Genomic DNA, 24,995 nt, shown 5'->3' on the forward strand with positions numbered 1-24,995 from the left:
CGCCGATGCTTACCCAACTAACAATCAATAATTTTGCAATCGTACGTGAATTAGAAATTGATTTCCGTAATGGTATGACAACCATAACCGGTGAGACAGGTGCGGGTAAGTCCATTGCTATTGATGCTCTTGGCCTGTGTTTAGGCAATCGGGGTGAAGCCAATATGGTACGCCCCGGCGCACAACGTGCTGACCTTTGTGCTCGCTTTTCCTTAAAGGATGCTCAACTGGCTGCCAATTGGCTTACTGAGCACCAACTTGATAACCAAAATGAATGCCTATTACGCCGTACTATCTCTGCTGATGGCCGTTCACGTGGTTTCATTAATGGCGTTTCAGTTCCTTTATCGCAACTTAGAGAACTAGGAACATTACTGATCCAAATCCATGGCCAGCACGCACACCAGCTCTTGCTAGATAGCGCTCATCAAAAATCCCTGCTTGATGCCTATTCAAACCAGCAAGAGCTAATTGCTCAAATGAAAAAAGCATGGCAAATATGGCACGATTCCTGCCAACAATTAGCCGTATTTCAAAAACAAATGCAAGAGCGTGAATCTCGACAACAGTTGCTAGAATATCATCTCAAAGAACTGAACGAATTCCTTCCTGTTCAAGGGGAATTTGAAGAGATAGACCAAGAATATAAACAACTCGCTAATCATGGGCAATTTTTAGCTATTGGCCAAGCAACAACGCAAATACTATCTGAAAATGATGATGCGAATGTTATTAGCTTATTAAATATGGCAAAAAATGAATTGACTGATCTAGTCGCTCTCAACCCTAAATTTTCAGAGCTACTTGATATGCTTGAAGAAGCATCGATACAAGTCAGCGAAGTCAGCGATGAAATAAAGCATTATTGTGACCAATATGAGCTTGACCCTAATCGCTTGTTTGAACTTGAAAAACGCATTTCTAAACAAATTAACTTAGCGCGTAAGCATCATGTCACTCCAGAAGCTTTACCCGAATTATTTCAGCAATTACTTAGCGAACAAGAACTAATCGCTAACCAGAATGAAGACTCTGAAGCCTTAAATGCGCAAGTACAAGTAAATCATAGTATTGCTCTCGAATGTGCAGAACGTTTACACCATGTACGTTTACATTATGCCCAAGAATTAAGTACGTTAATTACCAATAGCATGCACCAACTTTCAATGCCTCATGGTCTGTTTACTATTGATGTAAAATTTACTCCAGCTCAACTACAAATTGATGGTGCCTGTAAAGTAGAATTCAATGTGACGACTAACCCAGGGCAGCCACACCAAGCACTTGCTAAAGTGGCATCGGGCGGTGAGTTATCACGTATAGCACTTGCTATCCAAGTGATTACAGCTAAAAAAATGGATACTCCAGCATTAATTTTTGATGAAGTCGATGTTGGTATTAGTGGACCAACCGCAGCAATTGTAGGAAAGTTACTACGTGAATTAGGTGAATCAACGCAAGTTATGTGCGTTACACATTTACCCCAAGTGGCAGGGTGCGGTCATCACCACTTTTATGTCAGCAAAGAGACAAATGGTGTAGAAACAGAAACTCGCATGCAATTACTGGATAAAAAATCTAGATTACAAGAGCTTGCGCGTCTTCTTGCTGGGTCTGAGGTAACAAAAAATACGCTAGCAAACGCAAAAGAGTTGCTTGCAGCATAATTTTTGACAACTTTTTTACGCTCATGTGGTCTTAGAGTCGATAAGGAAGGTTTTAAATTGTATCAATGTCGATTATCATTGATGTTCTGACTCCAAAAGGAATGAGATATCCATGCGTTATAAATTGTTAACTGCTGCCGCGCTATCACTCGCATTAATGTCTACGGGCTGTTCAATGATGGAACGTCTTGTCTATCACCCAGATATTAACCAAGGTAATTACCTCACAGCGAAAGATGTCGCTAAGATCCAAAAAGGAATGACACAGCAACAGGTTGCTTATACTTTGGGCACCCCAATGTTATCTGACCCGTTTGGTACTCAGACTTGGTATTATGTTTTCCGCCAAGAACTTGGGCATGACCCAGTTCAGCAAGAAACTTTGACTCTTGTCTTTGATCGTAATGGTATTCTTACTGACATCAAAAATGAGAAAAATCTTGCCGCGCAGGAATCAATGGAAGCTGCTGAAACAAAAGCATCAGAAACTAAAACAGCTGACTAACCATAAACACTAAGAACTACCTAGTGTGACAATAACAACCTGATTTCTGAAGGACTTATTCAGGCAGGTTGTTATTATGAGTACCTTTATTAAAAATTTATTTAAACGCATTTCGCACAAATAAATTTAAAGACAAAAACCGAGCTTTTGCTCGGTTCGCCATAGTAAATTAATTTACTTGTTTTTAACTTCTTTAGACTTTTCAGCTCTTTTACGTCGTAATTCTTTTGGGTCTGCAATCAAAGGTCGATAAATCTCAACTCGATCCCCATCTTGCACTAAATCTGTCAATTTAGCGGGGCGACTATAAATACCAATCTTATTTTTTTTAAGATCAATATCATCCCTAAGGGCTAGGATACCAGAAGCTAATATCGCTTCTTCTATTGTCGTCCCCTCTTTCACTTTGACTGATAGCAAAAATTGCTTTTCAGGAAGCGCATATGTCACTTCAATATTCACCTCAGACACTGTATACATCCTTTGCTCTTAAAGTGAAAGCTTGAACCATATTATTTGCTAGTTCCTTAAAAATTTTGCCAAACGCAAGCTCTATCAATTTATTTGTAAATTCAAAATCAAGATGAAACTCGATTTTACAAGCGTCTGCACTTAAAGGAATAAATTTCCAACCACCAGCTAATTTGCTAAATGGTCCTTCAACGAGTTGCATGTGTATGCATCTGTTATCCTCTAGCACATTTTTTGTGACAAAAGTTTTGCTAATACCTGCTTTTGAAACTTCAACAGAAGCGGTCATTTCTTCAGAGCTATGACTAATAATTCGGCTACCTACACATCCCGGCAAAAAGCTTGGATATGAAATAACGTCATTAACGAGTTTATACATTTGTTCTGCGCTAAAAGGGACCAACGCAGAGCGACTAATCTGTGGCATATCAATTCCTATCCCCAAAAACTGATCGTATAATACCATCTTTGATTGGTTAAACAAAAAACAAAACCCACATAGGGCAAGATTTGCACAATCAAAAAAATATCAGCTTAGAAAGATTTCTTTCAACTCAGCTTACAGTATAATGATTGCACTATGACAAAGAAAAAACCATATAAACCCGGTTCAGCAACAATTGCTATGAACAAGCGTGCTCGCCACGAATATTCTATCGAAGAGGAGTTCGAGGCGGGTCTATCCCTACAAGGTTGGGAAGTAAAATCACTCCGTGCAGGCAAAGCCAACATTGGAGACAGCTACGTTCTTTTGCGGGACGGTGAAGCTTATTTATTCGGTGCAAACTTCACACCACTGACGGTTGCATCATCACATGTTGTATGTGACCCAACACGTAGCCGTAAATTACTTTTAAATCAACGCGAATTAGATACACTCTACGGTAAAGTTAATCGTGAAGGTTATACCGTTATTGCACTTTCTCTCTACTGGAAAAATGCATGGTGTAAAGTTAAAATCGGTGTTGCCAGAGGTAAAAAATCTCACGACAAGCGTTCTGATATTAAAGAACGTGAATGGCAACTCGATAAAGCACGTATAATGAAACATTCTAACCGCTAACCTCTAGCTTTATAGAGTATTTTTCTGTTATACTGCGTTCAACAACTTGGGGCTGATTCTGGATTCGACGGGATTTGCGAAACCCAAGGTGCATGCCGAGGGGCGGTTGGCCTCGTAAAAAGCCGCAAAAAAATAGTCGCAAACGACGAAAACTACGCTTTAGCAGCTTAATAACCTGCTTAGAGCCCTCTCTCCCTAGCCTCCGCTCTTAGGACGGGGATCAAGAGAGGTCAAACCCAAAAGAGATCGCGTGGATGCCTTGCCTGGGGTTGAAGCGTTAAATTTAATCAGGATAGTTTGTTAGTGGCGTGTCTGTCCGCAGCTGGCAAATGAATTTAAAGACTAGACTAAGCATGTAGTACCGAGGATGTAGAAATTTCGGACGCGGGTTCAACTCCCGCCAGCTCCACCAAATTTGGTGGGTCAGTGATAGGACAACAGGTTTAAAAACAGGAAGTTAGCAAAATCAGTTGGACTAGACACCGGCAACATTAAGACTAGAAAGTGCACGTGAAATGCACGCGCATTTGAAAGTTACTAAAAGCCCACTTCGGTGGGCTTTTTTATTATTTAAGGCGCTTATTTTTGCAATTCTGGCTGGTTCATCTAAATTGAGCTTTCACTCTACAATTTACTTGCCCATATCACATTATGACACATACAAATAGTAACAAAAAATAAAGCTATCTTCTTTGTAAAAACAAACAATTATCTCAAACTCAATGTAATATAAAATATTATCTTAATCTGAATGACGGAGTGAACATGGATGTAACTATAATTGTAGCAATAATTACTGGGTTTGCGACTTTACTTGCGGCTGTATGGGCACATATATCAATCGTTCGTCAAAAGCTCTCGGCTGCGAAACTAAAACAGCGTGAAGATAATTCAAAAACCTACGTCCAATTACTTTTGACAATTCAAAAGATGATGAACTCAAATGACCCTGGTTTGTTCTTTCACAAGTTACAAGAGCATTGCATAACTATTTACCTACTTGGTGATAAGGAAACGGCGATTCACGTCAATGCATATATAGAAGCACTAGTGGATAGTGCGAGTGGAGTGAGGCCTCAGTTAGAACAAGCCAATCATAAGGCTTATCAGCGCGATATTATAAATGCAATGCGAGCAGCCCAGAAACTTCAGATTATTGAAAATGGCGTAACTTTAGTTGCATATAAACCTGAATAGAAAAAACAAGTAATTAAGATTTTTTTTCCTATACCTAAAAATTGTGGTAGACCTAATATTGTGGAAAGATACTACCCTAAGCTTCTTTTCTGTACAGACATCTACTCTGCTTTTTTATCTATAATAGTTTTATTTTTAGCCATTTTTATTATTGGCTTCTCAACTTTCACAAACACTAGATAAGAGAAAATCATAACTATTGGAATTAGAACAAAGAAGGCTATCGCTTTCCTTTCGGTGTCAGTAAAAAATTCTAGCTTATCCGATAAAAAGAAAAAGGCCATATCAAAAAAAATACCATGCAATAAATACACTGGGTAAGATATGTTTCCTAATAATTGTAAAAACTTAGTGATAAAATTATCTTCTTTTATTTTGATTGCAAGCGTAGAGGTGACAACGGCTATTGTTATCACTGTAAAGGCTAGTCGCTCCCATCCTGTCGCTATAGATACCCATGTTCCATTTGCAGGTATAAATGCAAAAAGTAATAAAGATATTAAAAGTATCAAATAACAACATTGATTATTTAATACACTTTTAAGCTGCTCTGCATATTTAGCGATAACCATTCCAGCAATAAAAAACAACATTTGATTGAATGGATTTATGTAGTATCTCCACACATCATATGGGCTGCCGTTATCATCAATGATGACAAAAGCATAGATAACAAAAAGCAATATACCAAGACTAACTAATAATATAATTTGTTTAATTGATTTAAAAAGCAATAACATTAATGGAAATAATGCATAAAAAACGACTTCTACACCTATCGACCAACCACCTGTGACTAGATAGCTTCTTTTACTATAGAAGCCAAAAAGTAGAGAAAAGTTATTAAAGTATGTGCTAATACTTGATGTTAACTCTCCTCTTGACGCATATTGCAAATACATAATAAAAAATAAGGCAATCCAATAAACGGGGGCTAGTCTAAAGAACCTCCGAATGAAAAAACCTTTTGTCGTTTTTTTATTCCACTTACAATTATGATATGACAAGTATATCGATATACCACTAATAACGAAGAAAGCGGAAACTGCATATATTCCTAAGCGGCCTAATATTGTTTCTGCTAACGGATCACCTGTAGTCCAACTGGTATAATGATAAAAGACTACCGATAGTGCAAGCAGCCCCCTTAAATAATCGATTGTATGAATTCTATGCATTACGCCCAAATTTACATTAGTAAAATTAATGCAAATTATTATCTAAGCAATACTAACTAAAATCAACACATTATCCTTTCCATATCCTTTATTGGAATAAAGTTGGTGCTATTTTGTGACTTAGATTGTTGTTTCATATTAACTTAGCGAAAATGATACGAAGTATTCCTTAATATCCAATCGCAAACCAGAATGCAACTTGCCCTCTATTAGCGACAAAATCCCCACCCCATCTGACTGTACACTTCGATTTATCATAGGATGTAACCTTAGGTGGGAATGTATTTAAATCTGCAGGTGGCGCTAACTTCATCGTTGTTTGAATGCTTACGCATATAGTAGGAAAAACTATCGGAAATGTTATCGATTCATCCCTTGAAGTTCCTTTAGTTACCCCCCACTGATAAATCATACCCGTATCAGCACACTTCCACCAGCCACTTTCAGCTTTTAATGCCGTATTTTTCCCACCTTTTGCATTAACTTTATTGTCGACTTCTGCTTTGCTATAACTTTCCGATTTGGTGTAGCTATCACCTTTAAGAGCATAGTTTCCTGCTGGCTGATAGCTCCCTTTTGGCTGGTACCGAGTATCTCCCTCTGCTTTGGTATAACTCTCGCCCTTAAGTGCGTAATTACCTGCAGGTGCATAGTTACCTTTGAGCTGATATTTAGTATCAGACTCGGCTTTCGAATAGCTATAACCCGCCGCTTGATAGCTGCCTTTGGGTTGGTACTTATTATCGGCTTCAGCTTTAGTGTAACTATCTCCTTTTAAGGCATAATCCCCCGATGGCTGATAACTCCCCTTAGCTTGGTACCGTGTATCCCCTTCCGCTTTGGTGTAACTTTCACCTTTAAGCGCGTAATTACCCGCAGGGGCATAATTGCCTTTAGGTTGGTAATTAGTGTCAGATTCTGCTTTAGAATAGCTATAACCTGCTGCTTGATAACTGCCTTTAGGTTGATATTTACCATCGGATTCCGCCTTAGAGTAACTATCCCCTTTTAAGGCATAATCTCCTGATGGTTGATAGTTGCCCTTAGCTTGGTATCGTGTATCCCCTTCAGCTTTTGTGTAGCTTTCCCCCTTAAGTGCGTAATTACCGGCTGGAGCATAGTTGCCTTTGGGTTGATAGTTGGTATCAGACTCCGCTTTAGAATAGCTATAACCTGCCGCTTGGTAATTGCCTAATGGCTGAAAGCGTTTGTCGGATTCAGTTTTGTTATAAACATTAATATCACCGGCACTTAAATCCGCTTTCAGTTCCTGCCATGCTGTACCTGCGACAGGTTCAACATTGTTATTTTCAATCTTCGACTGCCACGTTTTGTTTTTATGATAAACAATGGCGCGAATAGGATATGGCTTGCCTTCTGCTGCCCACTTAGGAAAACCAAAGCTCTGCAACTCGCCAATCGCTTCCGTAATATCGTGAAACATGCCGTTCATCTTTTCACGTTCGATATCTTTGGCCGCAGGATCAGTTTGTTGGTCACGCTCATAATCGTAGCTATAGCCTTGCGTGTAAGAAACCGCGCCATCGGCTTGCACATCATCGGGAATAGAAGTCCTATCCCCTTGTGTTGCAAAGGGGATTTTAAAGATTTTTGTCATAAGTTTTAGGCTCCGAAATTACTGCTAAGGAAGTTTTTACGATGTTGACCGTGACCAAAGGCTTTTTTCGTCACAATACGATATTTAACCCCTACCCCTGATGGACGAGGCATAAGGTCGAAGTTTTCAAGAAGTACCCGTAATCGTTCATCTGGATTGAAATTAAACACGTAATACAGATAGGTCATATCAAGCGGATCAAGTACAAACACTTTACTGTCTGCTTGCCAAAAGAAGCGTTTAAGAAATTCGTTAATATTGGTGACCGTTGGGCTTTGCGTAAGGTTAAAATAGCGCATACGTACAATAAGCCGCTTTTGGTCGACGGTAAGCGATAAGGTGTAATCGGCATTACGCCGAAAGTTGCCTTTGAAATTGGCATTCTTTTTACCAAAACCGAAACCAATTTTCGTTTTATCACTCGGGGGAACATCAATCCCCAACGGCACATCGAGTATGCACGCCCAAATATTTAGCCCAAACTCGTTCGCAGTATCGATATTAAATACATCACGGTACCAATCACGCCAAAACTGGATAGTGGATTGTTCAAAATAGTCTGCTTTGTATTTAGCTAACGCCTTAAGGTTTGTCGCATCTTCATATTGCCAAAGGATCGCTTTTAATAAATCAGAGTGAAAATAAAACGATTGAATTTTGCTCATACCAGCACCACCTGTACCGCACTGCGTTTGAGCCTTGCCACCTCATTCATTTTGATTTCATAGTTATTTGATGACCAGGCTTTGCCATCGGTTGACAGTTCGACACGTGTAATAAACAACCGAGGCTCGACGGCATTGATACCGGCTGATATTTCGAAGGGAGATACATCGCGCCCCACCACTAAACCGCCCTCGCCATCGATATCCCCATTTGACCATGACTCAACCGCGGTAGGAATAATAGTTTGTGCATCGACGGTGGCTTTTTTCACTGTTACTCGGCAGAACAACACAATTTCTTTCGCCCTATCGAATTTAACGGGATAAATTTGACCGCTGATAGTTTCCAATACCTCAACCTCTTCACGACCGTTAAAGGCGGCGCCAAGGGTTTTAGTACGTAGTAACGAACGTGCTATAGCCTCTTTATCACCCCCTTCAACACACACATAAATGCTATGGGGAACTAACGTGATCCCATCAAAAATCATCGGTTGGTCCGTGTAGTTTTCTCGATACGACAACGAACGTACCCCTTCCAATTCATACAATGCAGAGGTAATCGCCTCTCCCACACTCACCGTGTTTTTGGCTAACGTCTGTTTGCGTCGTCGCCTTGATTGCAAGTCTGATTCAGCATCTCGCCCCAACACCGCATTGCTGGGGTTATGAACGGTTTCCCAACCTAATACCGAACTGGCCACTTTATTGAGTTGGCCTACACCACACTCCACTGTCCCCGTTTCAATGGCACGCATATCCCCAGTGACTGAGCCATCTTTACCGATAATTAAGGTTTTGGTGGTTTCGAATAAGTCGCCATTCAGCGTGGACGCTTGTGACCCCTTAGGGATGATAGTCTCGGCAATACCCGTGAATTTCACCTGTGATAAAAAGGAGTGGGTCGCATCAAAACGCTGACCGCCCATTAAAGCCCATATTGCATCAAGAAAAATACCACCGGCTAAATCAGGATTAATTTGATTGGCCAACTCTGCATTATTGCGCACAACGGCGTCCCGATTTTCGACCTCCATGGTGATCAATGCGCCTTGCGGGGTTTCGGGATTAACATCCAGTTGCTGACCAAAGACACTTTTAAATTCGTTTTCAACGTCATCACGTAACGTGCTGGTATCTGGCACAATTACACCCTGTGATGTGAGATATTGATAATCAGCCATTGAGCGTTATCTCCCCATAAATGGTTTGGATCACCGCGGTATAGTTCAGCGAGTTATCCGCGATTAATGCCGAAAATGACACCACCGATATCACATCATCCAACTCACGTATTCGGTCACGAAACGCCGCTTCAAATAACGGAATATCCGCCTGTCGCCCAAAGGTGGTTTTCCAGTAAGGAATACCCATGTCGAGCTTATGCAGCATTTCACCACGGAGTGCTTTGACGTAATGCTCACAACGGTTTTTAGATGCCCATTCACCACTCGTAATCGCTAAGTTGCCACTGTTCCCCAAATGGATATCGTTATTGTTGTTCACATCAAAAGTTATCATATGGGCTCTCCTGTATTACTATCACCTCGTTGAATGCCATTGTGTTTATGGGTTGAGCCGATATCTTTACCGTTATGTTTCATCGTGCCACCGTTTGAATCGCTGTTACCATTTACGGCCTGATTGCCATTAACCGTAACATTGCCGTTAAACGTGGTTTCGGGCACATTGACTTCAAGAACGGGTGAATCTAAAACCGCTTTACCCTCATGCAGTGACAGACACACCGAACCATCCATGGATTGAATCACCAAGGCATCCGTATTTTTTCCATCAATTAACCAGCCTTTAAGCGTGTCAGGAAAGAACATGGCATCGCTAAAGGTATGTAAACGAGCCGTATTCGGTTCATCTTCCAAACCGCCACGCTGAAAGATTAAGCTGATATCGCGGTCATTGGCTTTTAGCCAACCAAAGTCTCCTGGTTTAATTGGCATACGAATAAAAAAGCCACCGCCGCCAAAACGAAAAACGGGAATATTCGGCACTGCCGCTCGCCCGATTTTTTGCCCTTGTGTTGATACCATCATGACGAGCGGCTTAATCACCGCGCGGTTAGTTTTATCGTCATAGCTCACCACAGTTGCTGGGAGCATGTCGTCAATATTCATCAATAGGCTACGAAACGCAGCCATAAACTGCCCTGCCAAGCTGCCTTCGCTAGCAATATCATTGTTGGGTTGGTTCATGATTAGAAAATCTCTATAAGCATTGTCACGGCATGTAGATTATTAATAATTGATATTAATTCACATTCTCAAATACAATCTGATAATATAATTAAAGAAGTAAGAAAAAGAGAAAATTCAATGAATAAAAAATATTATATTCAAAATATGTGTTGGGGATGGCTCTTTGGAGGACTACTGTTATATCCCTCTTGGAATAGTGAATTTAACAACAAAAATATTCTATTAGTGGCCATTTTTTATGGGATCGTCTTCTACCCTATATCTAAATGGGCTGTTGAGTATTTCTTTTTAAAGTTTACCTCACGTGAATTCTGGCATCGTGGATTCTTTTTAGACACACCAGGAAAAACAGGGTTATTAGCCATCTATGATTTAGCGCTGTTTTTATTCTCTATTCCTATTACTCTAATTATCATCATAACGTTACTTATTAAAAAATTAGTTCTAAACAAGCGTCATGATAAATAAAACTAACGACCTATTCGTTTGCAGGTCGCTTGATAAAAGAAAGGATCGTCGTGAGAGGCAATATCAAACTTAAGTTGTTCGATAATGTAGTCGCCATTTAAGGCAGGATTAAACTTGCTTTCAAGGCGTAACATGCCGTCCAATGACGACTCGCTATCAATTAAATAAGTGACATCGACACCTTTTTCCGTGGCTTTCGGTATCCCTACCATGCCCGATTTTTGGTTAAGAATACGCAAGCGGCCACTTAACGCTTTATCCTGGTCTTTCACATACAACATGTCATCGTCGATAAACGCTTTCACATTGCCCGCATCTTGCAGCCGTTCCACTTGCTTGAGTGCCGGCCCACAAAAGTACCAATTGGCAATATTTTTATCGGTGGCTTGAAAGTCCAATTTAACCCCGCAATCCTGCGCTATGTTCTTAGACAGCTCGCTCATTTTACTTATGGCACTACCAGACGAAGAAACAATATCACGCGCGGTTGTATTGTTGGTTTTCGCTTTTAAGGTCAGCGTTACATCGGGCGGTGAGGCAATTTCTGCGCTAACAATATCCCCCACATAAATGCGAAATACGCCCGTACTGGCGCGTCCCGCTTCGATAATTAAACGGTGCGGTTTCTTGGCTTGGGTATAAGGGCTAGTTTCGGTCAGCAACATATTGCGTGTTGTGGCATTGAGCCCATCGATATTGACCGTGCATTCATTCTGCAGGGGATTGGCATATTTAGTGCCACTGGCACGAATACGCAGCCCTTCATACCATTGCAGCCGACCATTAACTTCAATGCCTAATCGGATACGGCGTAAATCAATCATCATCCCCCCACAAAACAAGACTGTGCGATTGACCAAATTGCTCCCACCATGGCAGCTCATCATTCTCAGTGATAAAGGCAAAATTACCGTTGCCCGATAAATAGCGGTAAGGGATCAGCGGCTGATTGGGCATCACACGAATGCCTCGCAGTAAAACCACATCATTGCGCTTGATATCACAGCACATGGTTGTTCGCGCCACTTTAATCGTCAGCTCCCACTCATCACCGCCAAGGCTCACGCGCAAACGTTGATTAGGCACGGCATTTAAAGGGATCTCTTGCATGGGTCACCACCCTAACGTAAATTCACCGTCAGCAATTTTGGTTGCTGCCGATTTTTTCTTTTTCTCTGATACCGTGGACGTCTGCACTTTCCCGCGATTCACCGTGCTCGATTGCTCTTTTTTTGCCACCTTACGGGGCGGCAGGTCGCCATATTCTGGCTCAACCGTTCGCCACTCACTAAAGCGCAGCGAAAGTTTAATCGCATCGGCCATCTCTGGAATTTCATCGTGATAGAGATTCACTAACAGCATCGGCTGGTAGGTTTTCACCCGCGTTTGAATACCCACTAACTGGTGTTTATCATAGGCTTGTTGCAGGGTTTCAAAGGCGCTTTTCATTTCGCCGGCTAAAATTAAATCCATGCCAATTTCAACGGGCTGAACTACCACATGGTCACTACGTGTTTCCCCTGATTCAACGGTAAACTGCGTCGCTTTATGTTCGTCTCGGACGTTAATTTGAATTGGATTGGCCGTTTCAAATAACGTCGAAAAGTTATCGACATTGAAGATTTTCACCTCGGTGATCATTTGCTTACCCCCGAGCTGGTTTGATGGGCTAAATCTTGTAGCTGGGATTGCAGCGCATCTTTCGTGCCACTGGTCATGCCTTGCGCATCCGTGGCTTGGGTTTCCACTTTGATTTCCCCTATGGATAAATTGGTTTCATTAGTGGTACTGGATTGATTACTGATAGCTTGGCTGGTCATCGGGTTGATTGGATTAGCTGACATGCCATTAATTTGTTGGCTCAGTCCTTTTACTAACATCGCCGTATCTTCTTCAGATAACTTGGGCTGTTCGGGGATTTGGTGCTCTATCGTGCCGTCAGCCGTGACTTTGCGTTCAACCGTTTGAGTCACTTGTGCATCCTCAAAACCAAACCACCCTTTGACCGTGCTCCAGCCATTTTTAATCGCATCTAAGCCGTCATTAATCCAACCTAAATACTGTTTGATTTGCGCCCATAACCACTTAAAAATCCCTACAACGGCATCAGAAGCCACCGTAAAGACACCTTCAAATTGCTTGCCCCAATCCGCTAAATCGCGAATAAACCCCGAGAGCCATTCCCATAACTGCTTGCCGCCATCAGCAATAAAGTTAAAGGCAGCCACCGCCACATCGGCGACGACTTGAGACAAAGCCATAACAAAATCAAAGAAGGCTTTAAACGCTTCCCACAACGCAATAATGACGGCTTTAAGTTCGGGGTATTCATCCAAAATACGCCCTATCATCGAATCATTGCCGTCAATAAAATTCATGATATCGTCATAGACTAAGGCAAACGCCGCAGCCAGTAAGGCAATAACCGCGATGATCGCCAAGATGGGCCATGTTGCTGCCAAGGTCGCTGCTGCTGCCGATAACATGGCAGGCACATAAAACACCGCAATAGCCGAACCTATTGCAATAAAGAACCCCACAATGAGCGACTTGTTTTCTTTGCAAAAGCTCACAAAACGGTTAATCCACTCTAGCCCTTTGGTTAAAATCGGGATCACCATTTCTAAGAAGCTGTTTTTCAGTAAGCCTGATGATTGCTTAAAGCCTTGCATGGCTTTGTTGAATTTGATGGATTGTTCAATACTCTCTTTGTTGATGCCTGAGTACTCTTTTTGAATACCCATCATGCGCTCGAGTTCTTTGCGACCTTTCATCATCAGCTCGACGGTTTTATCATCTGTTACGCCCAGTCCCGCAAGCGTTGCCTTGGCTTTATCAAACTTCATACCCTGCACTTTATCTGCAGTCTGAAGTACTTTTTCCATGGAGTTTTTAGCCAAGCCAAACGATTTGGCCATCGCCGATAAATCTGCTTGGGCCGCATCACGCGAGCCGCCCAGTTCAGCCATTGAACCCGCGAATGCGTCTACATCGGCTGTGGCTACATTGATTTTTTTACCTAACTTATCGAGGGCTTCAATTTCAGTCGAACGTGAAATCGATTCTCCCACCAAGGCGGTAGCCCCCATCAGTAAACCAACCGCCCCTAATGCCTTTTTGGCAAACGACATAACCGTATTACCAGCTTGCTGATATTTGGTTTCGGTATTCTCAAGGGCTTTTTGCACGGATTGCTGTGCTTTAATTTCACTGGTCGCCGCTTCAATTCCTTTCACTTTCATCGTGTCCACAAGGCGAATTAGCTCGCTGTAATTACCTTGCAGTGCTTGAATAATGGCGTTGGACAGTTGCTTCGCGGTGATACCTTGGTGTTCGGCTAACGCGAGGTCGGTGACACCTTGATTAAGTTGAATAACATTTTGCTGTAGTGCCTGGTAGTTTGCATCGAGCTCGCCCAAAACAACCTGAGTGGATTGCATGCCTGCGTCAGATATTGACCGCTGCGCCTCAAGGTTAGCCATCGAATCTGTTACTGTCTCTAATTGTGTTTTAACCGAGCCAGTTTGGGCAATAACCTCATCTGCATTAGTAACGAAATCAATCGAATGTTCAATCGATAAGCCTTGCACCGATTGGCGTAAGTCTGCCATCACACGTTCAATTTCTGCGGCGCCATCGGCAGTAGTGGTCGGGATTTTTTGCAGCTCGTTAACATACTCACTGACTGAGCCTTTTACCTGTTCTAATGCGTTTTTTTGGTCACCCACCGATAACGAGCCGAGATCATTTTTCAGTTGGCTGATTTCAGCTTGCAGTGATTGCCCCCACTCCCCTAGCGTATCCCCCGCAAAGACCCAAGCTGTGTCTGTATTTTGCCGTTGCTCATCCAATGCGCTTAATGATGAGCTCACCGCATCTAACCTATCCACGATGTGGCTTGTCTCAGCACTAACCTCGCTGGCATTGGTGGTAAACTGAATGGCATGTTCGGTCGACAGCCCCTGCAGTGATTGCCAAAGCTCTGTCATTACACTCCCGATGGTCAGTGAACTTTGCTGCGCCGCCTGTTGGGTTTGTTTCATGCCATCGATAATGTCATCGGTCGAACGTTGCACCTTTTTAAATGCCCCATCCGCTTGCCTTGTATCAAACTCAAAGACCTGCACAAAGGTATCCATTAATGACATTAGCGATCCTTTGAAGCCGCAAGGGCTTCGTTATAACGGTTAGTAATGGCAATTTCCCATAGGTCCATTGCTTCTTCTAAATCTATTGAGGTTTTGAGTTCGGTGAAGGTGGCGAGGCGTTCGCTGACGATGACGGCAAAGAACCCATCAGCGTTTTTATAATCGACGGGAGTGAACCGCTTACCTTGCTGAGCAGGAAGTGGAGGAAACCTTGGCTCCCGTCGTTGCCGAAAAAACTGGTGTTATATTTCAACATTTCCAACTCTAAGCGGATCAACGATTCGCCATCAGGCACATGGTTATCAATAAGTGTTTGTGTTTTAAGGGGGATTTCTTCACCGTCGATAGTGACACACACATAGGCCATCATTTTGAGCATGGCCTCTTTGCTGACCTCATAGTCACCAATTTTGGGGGCGTTAGATAACGGGTATTTGGCTAGGATTTCACGCCCGACTGTGGCGGGTAGGCGACTAATAATGAATAGTTTTTCAACGCCATCAACGTCTTTGATAGCGACTTCTTTAGGTTTAATCATCATGGTAAACACCAATAAAAAAGGCGGGAAACCCCGCCAGAAATTGAAATAAATTAACGGATACGCGTACTGTCGAAATCCTGAAACACAAAGGTATAGGCTTTAGATTTCAAACGCCCCGCAGAGGCGGCTGAGTTGCCACGACTACCATTGGTGATTTTGCCATTGCGCGCCGTGACCGTTGAGCCATCGCCATAAGACGCAACAAAAGTAATAATATCCCCTGCGTGTCGGCGCCCTTTTTTCGCGGTATTTGCCTCGAGCAAAATAGACAAGTTTTGATCTTCTTCGCTACCGGCCAATACGTTAATCGTGACGGTTTGTGGTGTTGGTGTGGACCAACTCACCAAGTTACCGTTAATGTCCATCCCCGTTTGTGCAATGTCGACAGCGGGTAAATCCAGCGGGTCAGCATCGTCAGCAAAGGCGGTAATTAAAATCCCAGTGGGAAAGGTTTTGCTGGCTTGAATGGTAAAACTCAAGCCGGTTGCAGATACATCATGCATGTTCTACTCCTAGACTAAATTATGTGAGCCTTCGACTTTGCGAACCCAATCGCCTTTGCCGTAAATCAGCACGTATTTCATGACATACTCAGGCAAGTCGCTTTCACCCGTGTTTTCAACAATCTGCGCGTTATACCAATAGCCTTTATCCTGTACGTCATACCAAGCAAGGTCATCGCCAGACGCATCCGCAATAGCAAGCTTTTGCACGTCACTCAGCGTTTTACCGGCTAAAATCGTGCCGTTATTAATCGCTTTGGTGACCGCACCGGCAATGACCATCAACGCACGCGCTTCACCGTCTTTATTCGCGGGAACACCACGTGTGGCCAACAACACGTTAAACCATTGCTGAGCAATATAGGCTTTTAGCCATTGTTCATTAGCGTGCACGCTCATATCCAGCGGATTAGACGCACCACCGCACAAGAAGCCCCGTTGATAGAAACGGATTTGCGAGCCGGCTATCGCGGTTTCACCGTAATAGTTCACGCGCAGCTTATCGAATCGGTCAGCCGCTTTATCTGTGGTCACTTGCGCAGGGAACGTCACACCTAACTGGCGAAACATGTAGTTTGTCGTGGCATTCGTGCGGTCATAATCCGTCGCCGCCATAACGGCCATGGGTAAGGTTTGAATAAAATAGTTAGTATCCGTTTTGAGGTTTAACCCCACGGAAGCGGTTCCCATCAATGCTGCGCTAAAATCTTCAACCTGCTTTTCGCTAACACTAATGTGCAACTGGTATTTGACATTCTCACCCGACACATACTGCGCCAATGGCACCGCTTGCTCTAGCGTCAATTCATCCAAGAATGTCGCACTGCCGAATGAATCGGAGACTTGCTCGGCAACCATAAAGGCTTCCAGCGGCGTTTGTGCGGGGTTACCTTCAGATGCAGTACCGGAAGACAGCCCCATGGCATTCGCCAGCACCGAATATTCAACACTAATGGATGCGCGTTCTTGCACACCGCCACTCAGCTCAAAGGCGCTGTCGAGTGAATTAAACGTCAAGTAGCTACTGGAAAATTGCGGTTCTCTTTCTGCATTGAGTTTTGCTTGAATGGTGGACGCAATATCCGCATAAGACTTCGCTTCGGACAAATCAATGTCTTTGTAGCTTTTAGTGACGGTACCAATCGTGACTGATAGCGTCCCATCCGCAATGATTTTTAAATCTGCTAATGCGGCGGCTTTTGTCCCAAATAGCGTAGGCGCTCGCCCGACGGGCTCATAAGACGCAATTTGTAATTCCTTCGGCTTACTCACCGGTGCAGGGCTGACATAGCTAAAATATTGTCGTGCAAAGTGGGCCTCGGGAGAATCAACACCCAGCAAATCATCTATTTGACCACTGGCAAACTCTAAAACTTTACCTGCGGGAATTTTGGGGTTAGTGGAAAATAAGCGGCCGGTTAATTTACGCATCGGAACAGCGGACGCGCCAATAACCGCCGATGCGATATCAACGTATCGAGTTTGTTTAATTGGCATAGTTAAAACCTTATATGCGGTGAATGTCTGGATAGAGCGCACTAACAGCCGCTGTATCAGGGAAAAGGGATCGCGTGAAAGTTACATTAAAGTCAAAAGAGGGATTTTGTTCATAGTTGCCCTGGTCATTCAAAAAGTAAGGGCGACGAATGCCCGTTGCACGTTGAACACCAATATTCTGCTTTCGCAGCGCGATCACAAACGGGAGCGAATTGACGATCATTCTAACAATCGCGGTCATGTCACCCGCTGTGTAATTGCCTAATGCAGTAATTAACGCCTGAACTTGGTACGTTTTTTCCGATAATTGGTTTTCTTGGTGATTGGCATTGTTGCCTTGGACATTGTAATGCCGACCTTGCCACCCGTGGCCATTTTCATTAATCGGGAAAAACATCACCATATTATCTTCACGACCTTGCTTGGTGGATTGAAAGCCGGCTTTCACGGGGATATCAATCCCTGCCTCTTTGAGCTGAAAAAGAAGCTGTTTGCGAATGGCGATATCAACGTCATTATCCGTCATAGGCCCCTACCTCGATACAAATTACCGATTTCCAGCCGTCCTGCTCATACCAATCCGCATCCCCCATCACATCGTATTTTTTACCATTAAAAACAAGGTAATCGGGAGATGTACCACGCTGAATGCCTTTGATATCATGGGAGGTATAAAAACGACGATAAACTTGGTTTGAATCAAAGCCCATTGATTGGGCATCTTGGGTATCAACGGCTTGCCAACTGCCCCGAATATCCACCGGCTCATGATATTGGTTTTGGTCGAGCCCTCGCTCATCAGGCTCACGGTTTTTAAAACGAAACCACTGGGCTGTTTGCTGCGGAATATAGCGAGAAGCGATACGGTGCAAATTTCCGAACATTATTTATTCTCCACGACAAAACTGACGGCTTGTAACATCTGACCTGTATCCACTAAGGGCTTATCGGTGGATTTTCCTTTGCTGTGACGTCTTGCTCTGGCCTTTACCGTTGAATCATCCAAGGCAGGTGTGGTTACCGCTTTAATAGCCAGTTTCACATCCCCAGCCGCTTTTGCGCCGACTTGGGTTAGCCCATCGGTAACGGAAATATTGCCCGCGGCGGCCGCTTTGGCCACACGGAAAATTAACTGGCCATACTCTGCTTTTTTATCGCTCATCGTCGGACGAAAAAACGAACGCGGAGGAATGCCACCTGCGGGGTAACCCAATTCTTGAATAGCCGCAATATAAGCAATGGGCGTGCCATCGGGATATTTGGAGTGTTCAAAGAAACCCACTTTCAGTTGTTTCTTAGCTAACTCATCGTAAACCGCTTTTAACTGGGCTAATTTCGCCATTAACGTAATCGACCTCCGCGCGTAAATCGCCCACCCACACTGCGAAATGCCGAGCGTTCACCTGCGCCACCAATATATAGCGGCACACTACAGCGCTTTATCAGTGCTAAGAACTGTTGGCCGTAAGTGGTCATTTTGAACCAGTGAGACCAATCGGAACCGGCAGGGGGTGCAGAAAATGACACGCTAATTTTGTCCATGGTGACGCTAGTAACAACACCGGTTGGCGCGGCGCCCTCTGCAATTTGTTGGTTCAAATCCAACATGTGGGCAACAACCAGCATCCATAATTCATTGGTACAAACACCACGACAAGGGGAGAAATAATTAAGCGCGGATTGGGCAATAATATAAATATCATCATCAGGCACCGCGCTGAACTGTGGACGGAGCACACGAAATGACGTTAGGGGAAATGTGCTCGCCTCCATCATTATTTACCCTTTTTGTTGGTTTTCGGGACTGCTTGTTTTTCTGCTTCCAATGATTCCACGGTATCCGGCGCTGACTTATCGCTGGCTTCCATATTGGTGGCCACTTTTTCAGGATCTTCTTTGCGATTTTCAACGCTGATAAACCCGTTTTCTTTATGCAGTTGAAATACATGGTTATCTTTAAGTTGAGCATATTGTTCGTCGCTGATTTCCGTGACACGCCCTCGCGGGGTATACATATGCTTGGTCATGATATTGGCTTGACCCACAATAAACACTTTCCCATCGGTGACTGAGTAGTTTTGGTCATTCGATAACGTGCAATAGACATATAGAGACATGGTTTTCTCCAATAAAAAAGCCCTCATTTGAGGGCGTAAAAAAGGAAGTGGTCAGGTTAAATGCCAGTTAGGCGGGTGATAGCCCAAGGGCGCGTGACAAAGACACCCGCGGTTGCGTTGGTCGCATCCTCTAAATACCCTTTGATTTGCGCTTGCGAGCCCAGTAATTGGTATTTAACGGGTACCACTTGTAAGATGGTCGCGCTGGTTGCGGTTGAACCATCATCGATGGTATCTGCGAACATATACGCCACATCCGCACCACCATTTGCCCCGACAAATTCAGGTGAGAACACAAAGCGCAGGTTTGGATAGTTCTCTTTTACCCATTGATACACCGTTTCACCACGCGCCACAGGATTAGCGACATTGAGCGTTGAACGGTAGCCCAGCGGTAACGTCAATGTGATCGCGATATCGTCTTTGATAATCCCACCTGAACTCATTTCAATGCGCGAGAACATATCGGTAATATCTTGGGTGATATCGGCAAACGTGCCGCCCTTCCATTTTTTCGATGCGGTTTCATAAGCCGGTAGATTCGGTTCATTCATCAAGCCAAATACTCGTGTTTCAGGGCTATTAAACCCATAGTAACCAATCCGCTCACGTCCTTGCTCTAAAGATTCAGTCGCTGAATTACGTTTTTCCGCAGCGGCTTCAAACCCAGCTGCAGACTGGCGCGCTTCCTCTAACTTACCGACTTGAAAACCTTGTTCAAAACGCACGATACCGCGACGTTCTTGGTCTTGAATGTAAGATGCTAACGGCACGTTGGTATGGTCGCCGTAGAGCTCGGCTTTACCGGTTGGTGTTGCCACGTTCAGAATGATTTCCTCATCGTGCCATTCACCCGAATTCAATACACCGGTGATTTCATCCAACACACGAACACGGGTTGCGGTGCGAATGAGACCAGGGAGAACGTGTTGCAACATTTCACGCTGAATTAACCCACCTTGTACAGCAGCACCCGTGATCGCGGAGTCCATCGACGCCAAGCCACCAAAACCAATTTGTTCAAGTTCGCGATACGTCCACTGTTGGTTAGGTTGGATATTAAGTTGGCCATGCTTGCGAATATCGCGGCCAGACATATAAAACTTTTGCTTGCTAACTGGCATTATTCACCTTCCTTTACTGCCGCTGGGTATGGGATTTCGGTTAAGCGAATAACGCTCAAATGCGGTGTGTCAGTTGATGACAGATGGCGACTGACAAAGCCAATCACGCGATCACCTGCCGCTACGGTTTCTTTGGCCGATAATGAACCGTCCGTTTCGCTGAACACGACAGGATCATTGATTTTGCCTTCGTCATCACTTAACTCGACATACACCTCCCCCATCGCCAAAAATTCACCTTGGGTGCCATTGCGCGCATGGTTCACTTCAATACGATACGCTTTCGGGTTAATCATGATCCCCGCAAATGCCCCCTTACCACCCACTTGGACAGACTCCACAGAATCATCTTTGTAGGTATAAGCTCGACCGAAGATATTTTGTTTTTCATCCGTAGAGCTAAGAATCGCGGCCACTGCTCGAATAGGCCCTGCATGACTAATTTCACCCACTACGCCAGACGTTAAGCCATACGCCACTGATTTAGGAATTGCCATTATTTCGCTCCCCATTTATCCATAATTGATTGATTGCTAACCGCAGAGTCCATCGTCACTGTGGCTTTCTGTGAATCTGGCACACGCCCTTGCATCCACGCATCTAGCGCAATGGCCTCATTCCCCTTACCGCATTGGATGCCAAGCTTATCAACGCCATACTCCGCCACTTGCTGCTTAGTCATTGCGGCATGGTCGAACACACCAAGGAATGGGGTCAGCTTATGTGCTAATGAATCACGCTCACCGATTTGCTTTAACAGTGCGCCAGTATCCATCGTGGGCTTTGACGCTTCCAAACGCTTAATTTTGCGCTTTAAAGAGGCAATCTCATCCATTGTGCCGATGCCGTTTTTCAAACGTTTGATGCGACGATTTAAGCTATCAGTTGTCGCTTGGTCGAGATGCTCTTTCGCTTCTTCAATCGCTTCAACCGCTGTCTCAATAGCAACCTCTGCCGCTTCTACGGCTTCAGGTGTACCGGTTGTGGCTTCTTCCGCTGCAACTTCGGCAGCTGACACGGCTTCTTCCGCTTTTTGCTCTTCTTCGGGATCAGCATCAGTGGATTTCTTTTCTTCTTTCGGCTCTTCATCGGTTGAAGGCTTAGTTTGTGCAATCACCTCTGCAATAATGCTTTTCAGCGCAGTGACTTGCTCCGCTGTAAACGCACCTTCATCAGCGGTTTGCTTCTCTTTGTTTTCTTCTTCGTTCATGCGAATAAGTTCCTTTGTGTCGATAGTGATAACGAGGTGATCTTGCACAGCGACGTCAGGGCCAGTTCGCCCTTCATCCACTAATGCGAGGTGATTTCCACGTAGGTGACGCTGAATGGCGTCATAGTGCTGGCCTTCATAAATGCTGGAGGTGAATTCATATTTACTGCGATAACCCGGTGAAAGGTCGATTTTGCCGCTGTCGATATTGCTAAGCGCCACATCTGAAAAGATTTTGATATTGGCTCTAAGATACGGCGGGTCAAAATAGACATTCTCACCAATCACCCCTTGGATACCTTTTTTCTCTGCTGGGGTCGCATGTTTACCTAACATTTCATGTTCAATGATGAACGGGGTGAGTTTGAAAGAGTTAATTGTCGCTTCGCTGGCCAGTTCTTCTGGTGGCCGCAATACGCGATAGATTTTGTCTGGCTCCGGAGCACCAATTTCCGCCCCCAAATAATCAAAAACCCCAACTTTAGAGATGGGGTTGTCTGTTACTTCGAGCCAGCCGTTGTTGTCATAGGTTCGTTTTGTCATGTCTCCTCGCCACTTTCTTCCCCACTAAAATCGATAACAGGCGTCCAAAAGCATTTGCAGTTAGGTAATTGACCCGGCAATCCACGCTCGCCCGTTTTTGGATCAATAATTGGTGGGTTATCTAAATCAAAGACTTCACCATCTAGCTGTAGATGCCACTCTCTAGGTTCAGCGCTGCCACCAGAGTGATGCCAAATAGCCTTGCGTATCCCCGCTGATTTCATGCGTTCATAGTTTGCCGCAGTCGTAATTTTTCGCGTTTGGTCAACGGCGATAAAATTCGCTCGGCTTTCTGTGACGCTGCCAGTGTGCCTGATTTCATCTAATAAGGTTTTCGCACCCTCACCCCCTTGTGAGATAGAGCGCAGAGCGACACTTTCGATACGTTGATGAAATTGAGTAGGGATGGATTTAATCAGGGAAACATTTTCAGCCGTGGCGGCAATCATTCGGTCTTTTAACGCGTCCGGCATGACAGCGGTTTTGATGGTAATACCGCCAGAGAGCTGTTTAAGAGAATCATCTAAATTACGCTGCGCGCCGATATCGACTTGGGAAACAAACTTATCGGCCATGGCGCTAGACTGCGTACTAAAGATTTTATCCCACTTGCGTTTTAACCGGTTGAGCCAAATTCGCGTTTGACTCGCAATGCTGGCATCCATCGTGGAGCCGTAAAAACCCTCCTTCAATTCACTAAATACGTTTTCATAGTCTTTAATCATCGAACTAATCAACCGTGACATGTCACGTTGATAACGGCTAGATGGCGCTGCTGAATACTGCAGGGGTTTGCCCTTCAATACCGCTTGGCGGGAGGTTGCCCATTTCGCCTTTTTCGTTCGGACCCGTATTCGTCTCGACATAATCGCCCTCGTTTACATCAATGCCGTAATAGCTCGACTCTTTATCTGCTGCCAATTTTTTACGGATATCTAACCCATCAATTGCGCCCGTAGCCGCTAGAGCCGCATCCGTCTGAGCAGATTTCAACTCAATATCGGCGCTCTCTGCCGCCGTTGGGCTGTCGAGTGGTGCCCATGTCACTGATATTTCAGTCAGTGGTAGCTCTTCGCTGCGCATCAACATGTCGTAATGACGCTGCAAAAGTTCTTCTAAGTCGTTTGATTGCACACTTTCCAGTTCTTCACGGTAGTTCGACTCTTCATATTCACCCGTGGCATTAAAGCCCTTTGGCGTGGTACCGAGTAACTTAGTGGCGGGTACGTTTGCTGCCGCAGCCACCAGCTGGTATTGCGTCATGATAGTTGCATCTAAATCCGCTAGCGAGGTATCAAACTGTTGTGCAACGTCCTCTTTACCCATCACCTGCACGCCGTAGTTATCGCGCATCTCCATAAAATAAAGCATGTTTTCCTGAATGGTATTCTTGTCTGCACCCTCAGGGTCAGCCATACCAATAGTTAATAACCGCTTGGTCATAGCCAGTTGTGGCGCTTCATTAGCGGTACGTTCGGAAGCATAGACCCGCTCATAAATGCGCTCTGGCACAGATACGCCGAAATAGTTATATAGCGGCTTTAGCACGTTAGGCACGGGGAACGGGACAAACTTAATAAAGTGCGATTTATGATATTTGCGCCCTGCAATCACATAATAGGTTGGGTCGTAGAAATCCATGCTGGCAGGGTCTTGGATATTGGAATCAGTTAAATCAGGCGTTACCCATTGTGGGTCAATTTGCTTGATCCCCTTATACATTCCTTTAGTCACACCATCGAGATTAAAGGGGTTTTCGTACCATTCTTTCGGGTTTGAGGTTTCCACCACAAACAGTGCCAATCGACCACCATACACGCGCCCAAAGTGAATAAGCTCTTTCAAATGATGCTGTATACGGTACTTTTTATCGCGTTTACGTAGCTTTTTGCTGATAGCACTGTCATCATCATTATCGCAATCAATATCATACCCTTGGCGAATGGCATCACGAGCAGGCATATTACAGGCCTTATCCACCAGCCAATGTTTCGCAATGATGGCGCACATATTGTTGCCAATAAACATTTGCGAGGCATACCACGCCGCTTGTGATTCAGGCACGCCATAAACTTGCTCACCTTTGAATGAAGGAACGGAAGTATCAATACTGTCCATCCCCACACCGTTAATCATCGGCTGCGGTAGAACTACCCCGTTAAATCCCTTCTCTTTTGCTAATGCAGGATACAAATCTGTGGTAAACGCTGACCGCTTCGGTGGTGCAATCTGCTCTGCAATTTTTCGCCTTTTAAACGGCCACATAG

The 24,995-nt window shown here is 44.2% G+C and carries 30 protein-coding genes and 1 other RNA gene; 6 read left to right on the plus strand and 25 right to left on the minus strand.

Annotated features, from left to right (window positions below; translation table 11 throughout):
- The first annotated feature begins 5 nt into the window (after positions 1-5).
- Positions 6-1,667, plus strand: a complete 1,662-nt coding sequence (gene recN / locus PSE60_RS15150; protein WP_272665930.1) for a DNA repair protein RecN — start codon at positions 6-8, stop codon at positions 1,665-1,667.
- A 112-nt stretch (positions 1,668-1,779) separates the two neighbouring features.
- Positions 1,780-2,172 (plus strand): outer membrane protein assembly factor BamE, encoded by a 393-nt coding sequence (gene bamE, locus PSE60_RS15155; protein ID WP_272665931.1) that lies wholly within the window; start codon positions 1,780-1,782, stop codon positions 2,170-2,172.
- Between the two features lie 174 nt (positions 2,173-2,346).
- Here the strand turns inward: bamE and PSE60_RS15160 are convergent, their stop codons facing one another.
- Complete coding sequence (locus tag PSE60_RS15160; protein ID WP_272665932.1) at positions 2,347-2,652, minus strand: RnfH family protein; 306 nt, start codon at positions 2,650-2,652, stop codon at positions 2,347-2,349.
- Positions 2,636-3,070 carry a type II toxin-antitoxin system RatA family toxin gene (locus PSE60_RS15165; protein WP_272665933.1) on the minus strand — a complete coding sequence of 145 codons (435 nt, stop codon included), beginning with the start codon at positions 3,068-3,070 and terminating at the stop codon, positions 2,636-2,638. Before PSE60_RS15165 ends, PSE60_RS15160 begins: the two co-directional genes overlap by 17 nt.
- A 153-nt stretch (positions 3,071-3,223) precedes the next feature.
- On the opposite strand from PSE60_RS15165, the gene smpB reads away from it, so the two are divergent.
- The 3 genes from smpB to PSE60_RS15180 all read left to right on the plus strand — a co-directional run bounded on the left by smpB (position 3,224) and on the right by PSE60_RS15180 (position 4,903).
- Positions 3,224-3,706, plus strand: coding sequence for an SsrA-binding protein SmpB (gene smpB / locus PSE60_RS15170; RefSeq protein ID WP_004265004.1), 483 nt, complete (start codon positions 3,224-3,226; stop codon positions 3,704-3,706).
- 48 nt (positions 3,707-3,754) lie between these two features.
- Positions 3,755-4,118, plus strand: a transfer-messenger RNA (tmRNA) gene (gene ssrA, locus PSE60_RS15175).
- Positions 4,119-4,471: 353 nt separating this feature from the next.
- The gene (locus PSE60_RS15180) at positions 4,472-4,903 is read left to right on the plus strand and encodes a hypothetical protein (RefSeq protein WP_272665934.1); all 432 of its coding nucleotides are present in this window, start codon (positions 4,472-4,474) and stop codon (positions 4,901-4,903) included.
- A gap of 101 nt (positions 4,904-5,004) precedes the next feature.
- Here the strand turns inward: PSE60_RS15180 and PSE60_RS15185 are convergent, their stop codons facing one another.
- The 6 genes from PSE60_RS15185 to PSE60_RS15210 form a co-directional block, all read right to left on the minus strand.
- On the minus strand, positions 5,005-6,081 hold the full coding sequence (locus tag PSE60_RS15185; protein WP_272665935.1) for an acyltransferase family protein: 1,077 nt from the start codon (positions 6,079-6,081) through the stop codon (positions 5,005-5,007).
- Between the two features lie 169 nt (positions 6,082-6,250).
- The gene (locus tag PSE60_RS15190; protein ID WP_272665936.1) at positions 6,251-7,699 is read right to left on the minus strand and encodes a gp53-like domain-containing protein; all 1,449 of its coding nucleotides are present in this window, start codon (positions 7,697-7,699) and stop codon (positions 6,251-6,253) included.
- 5 nt (positions 7,700-7,704) lie between these two features.
- Positions 7,705-8,364 (minus strand): DUF2612 domain-containing protein, encoded by a 660-nt coding sequence (locus PSE60_RS15195; protein WP_272665937.1) that lies wholly within the window; start codon positions 8,362-8,364, stop codon positions 7,705-7,707.
- On the minus strand, positions 8,361-9,548 hold the full coding sequence (locus PSE60_RS15200; RefSeq protein WP_272665938.1) for a baseplate J/gp47 family protein: 1,188 nt from the start codon (positions 9,546-9,548) through the stop codon (positions 8,361-8,363). Before PSE60_RS15200 ends, PSE60_RS15195 begins: the two co-directional genes overlap by 4 nt.
- Positions 9,541-9,885, minus strand: coding sequence for a hypothetical protein (locus PSE60_RS15205; protein WP_272665939.1), 345 nt, complete (start codon positions 9,883-9,885; stop codon positions 9,541-9,543). The genes PSE60_RS15200 and PSE60_RS15205 overlap by 8 nt, the downstream gene beginning before the upstream one ends.
- Positions 9,882-10,574 (minus strand): Gp138 family membrane-puncturing spike protein, encoded by a 693-nt coding sequence (locus tag PSE60_RS15210; RefSeq protein ID WP_272665940.1) that lies wholly within the window; start codon positions 10,572-10,574, stop codon positions 9,882-9,884. Before PSE60_RS15210 ends, PSE60_RS15205 begins: the two co-directional genes overlap by 4 nt.
- 120 nt (positions 10,575-10,694) lie before the next feature.
- Between PSE60_RS15210 and PSE60_RS15215 the strand changes: the two genes are divergently transcribed.
- The gene (locus tag PSE60_RS15215; RefSeq protein ID WP_272665941.1) at positions 10,695-11,045 is read left to right on the plus strand and encodes a colicin E1 family microcin immunity protein; all 351 of its coding nucleotides are present in this window, start codon (positions 10,695-10,697) and stop codon (positions 11,043-11,045) included.
- A gap of 2 nt (positions 11,046-11,047) precedes the next feature.
- On the opposite strand, the gene PSE60_RS15220 is transcribed toward PSE60_RS15215, so the two are convergent.
- From PSE60_RS15220 to PSE60_RS15300, 17 genes are all read right to left on the minus strand, one after another.
- Entirely contained in the window at positions 11,048-11,869 is an 822-nt protein-coding gene (locus PSE60_RS15220) for a baseplate hub protein (protein WP_272665942.1), read from the minus strand.
- A complete protein-coding gene (locus PSE60_RS15225; protein WP_272665943.1) occupies positions 11,862-12,155 on the minus strand; it encodes a phage baseplate plug family protein in 294 nt (97 codons plus the stop codon). The genes PSE60_RS15220 and PSE60_RS15225 overlap by 8 nt, the downstream gene beginning before the upstream one ends.
- A 3-nt stretch (positions 12,156-12,158) precedes the next feature.
- A complete protein-coding gene (locus PSE60_RS15230; protein WP_272665944.1) occupies positions 12,159-12,686 on the minus strand; it encodes a phage baseplate protein in 528 nt (175 codons plus the stop codon).
- Complete coding sequence (locus PSE60_RS15235) at positions 12,683-15,193, minus strand: hypothetical protein (protein ID WP_272665945.1); 2,511 nt, start codon at positions 15,191-15,193, stop codon at positions 12,683-12,685. The genes PSE60_RS15230 and PSE60_RS15235 overlap by 4 nt, the downstream gene beginning before the upstream one ends.
- 82 nt (positions 15,194-15,275) lie before the next feature.
- Positions 15,276-15,734, minus strand: coding sequence for a hypothetical protein (locus PSE60_RS15240; protein WP_109911397.1), 459 nt, complete (start codon positions 15,732-15,734; stop codon positions 15,276-15,278).
- A gap of 50 nt (positions 15,735-15,784) precedes the next feature.
- Entirely contained in the window at positions 15,785-16,237 is a 453-nt protein-coding gene (locus tag PSE60_RS15245; RefSeq protein WP_068445366.1) for a phage tail fiber protein, read from the minus strand.
- Between the two features lie 9 nt (positions 16,238-16,246).
- Positions 16,247-17,734, minus strand: coding sequence for a DUF3383 domain-containing protein (locus PSE60_RS15250; protein WP_068445368.1), 1,488 nt, complete (start codon positions 17,732-17,734; stop codon positions 16,247-16,249).
- A gap of 10 nt (positions 17,735-17,744) precedes the next feature.
- Complete coding sequence (locus PSE60_RS15255) at positions 17,745-18,260, minus strand: phage gateway protein (protein ID WP_272665946.1); 516 nt, start codon at positions 18,258-18,260, stop codon at positions 17,745-17,747.
- Positions 18,250-18,618, minus strand: a complete 369-nt coding sequence (locus PSE60_RS15260) for a phage collar protein (RefSeq protein WP_036962773.1) — start codon at positions 18,616-18,618, stop codon at positions 18,250-18,252. The genes PSE60_RS15255 and PSE60_RS15260 overlap by 11 nt, the downstream gene beginning before the upstream one ends.
- Positions 18,618-19,076, minus strand: a complete 459-nt coding sequence (locus PSE60_RS15265) for a hypothetical protein (protein ID WP_272665948.1) — start codon at positions 19,074-19,076, stop codon at positions 18,618-18,620. The genes PSE60_RS15260 and PSE60_RS15265 overlap by 1 nt, the downstream gene beginning before the upstream one ends.
- On the minus strand, positions 19,076-19,507 hold the full coding sequence (locus PSE60_RS15270) for a DUF4054 domain-containing protein (RefSeq protein WP_272666004.1): 432 nt from the start codon (positions 19,505-19,507) through the stop codon (positions 19,076-19,078). The genes PSE60_RS15265 and PSE60_RS15270 overlap by 1 nt, the downstream gene beginning before the upstream one ends.
- Positions 19,508-19,509: 2 nt before the next feature.
- Positions 19,510-19,851 (minus strand): hypothetical protein, encoded by a 342-nt coding sequence (locus PSE60_RS15275; protein WP_042844779.1) that lies wholly within the window; start codon positions 19,849-19,851, stop codon positions 19,510-19,512.
- Between the two features lie 56 nt (positions 19,852-19,907).
- A complete protein-coding gene (locus PSE60_RS15280; RefSeq protein WP_272665949.1) occupies positions 19,908-20,975 on the minus strand; it encodes a major capsid family protein in 1,068 nt (355 codons plus the stop codon).
- Positions 20,975-21,472 carry a structural cement protein Gp24 gene (locus PSE60_RS15285; protein ID WP_272665950.1) on the minus strand — a complete coding sequence of 166 codons (498 nt, stop codon included), beginning with the start codon at positions 21,470-21,472 and terminating at the stop codon, positions 20,975-20,977. The genes PSE60_RS15280 and PSE60_RS15285 overlap by 1 nt, the downstream gene beginning before the upstream one ends.
- Positions 21,472-22,728 (minus strand): DUF2213 domain-containing protein, encoded by a 1,257-nt coding sequence (locus PSE60_RS15290; RefSeq protein ID WP_272665951.1) that lies wholly within the window; start codon positions 22,726-22,728, stop codon positions 21,472-21,474. The genes PSE60_RS15285 and PSE60_RS15290 overlap by 1 nt, the downstream gene beginning before the upstream one ends.
- Positions 22,725-23,453, minus strand: a complete 729-nt coding sequence (locus tag PSE60_RS15295; protein WP_166685332.1) for a phage minor head protein — start codon at positions 23,451-23,453, stop codon at positions 22,725-22,727. The genes PSE60_RS15290 and PSE60_RS15295 overlap by 4 nt, the downstream gene beginning before the upstream one ends.
- Before the next feature lie 37 nt (positions 23,454-23,490).
- Entirely contained in the window at positions 23,491-24,993 is a 1,503-nt protein-coding gene (locus PSE60_RS15300; RefSeq protein WP_272665952.1) for a phage portal protein, read from the minus strand.
- Positions 24,994-24,995: the final 2 nt, after the last annotated feature.

Origin of the sequence: Providencia sp. PROV174, assembly GCF_028480685.1 — a bacterium.
In the GTDB taxonomy this organism is placed as follows: domain Bacteria; phylum Pseudomonadota; class Gammaproteobacteria; order Enterobacterales; family Enterobacteriaceae; genus Providencia; species Providencia rettgeri.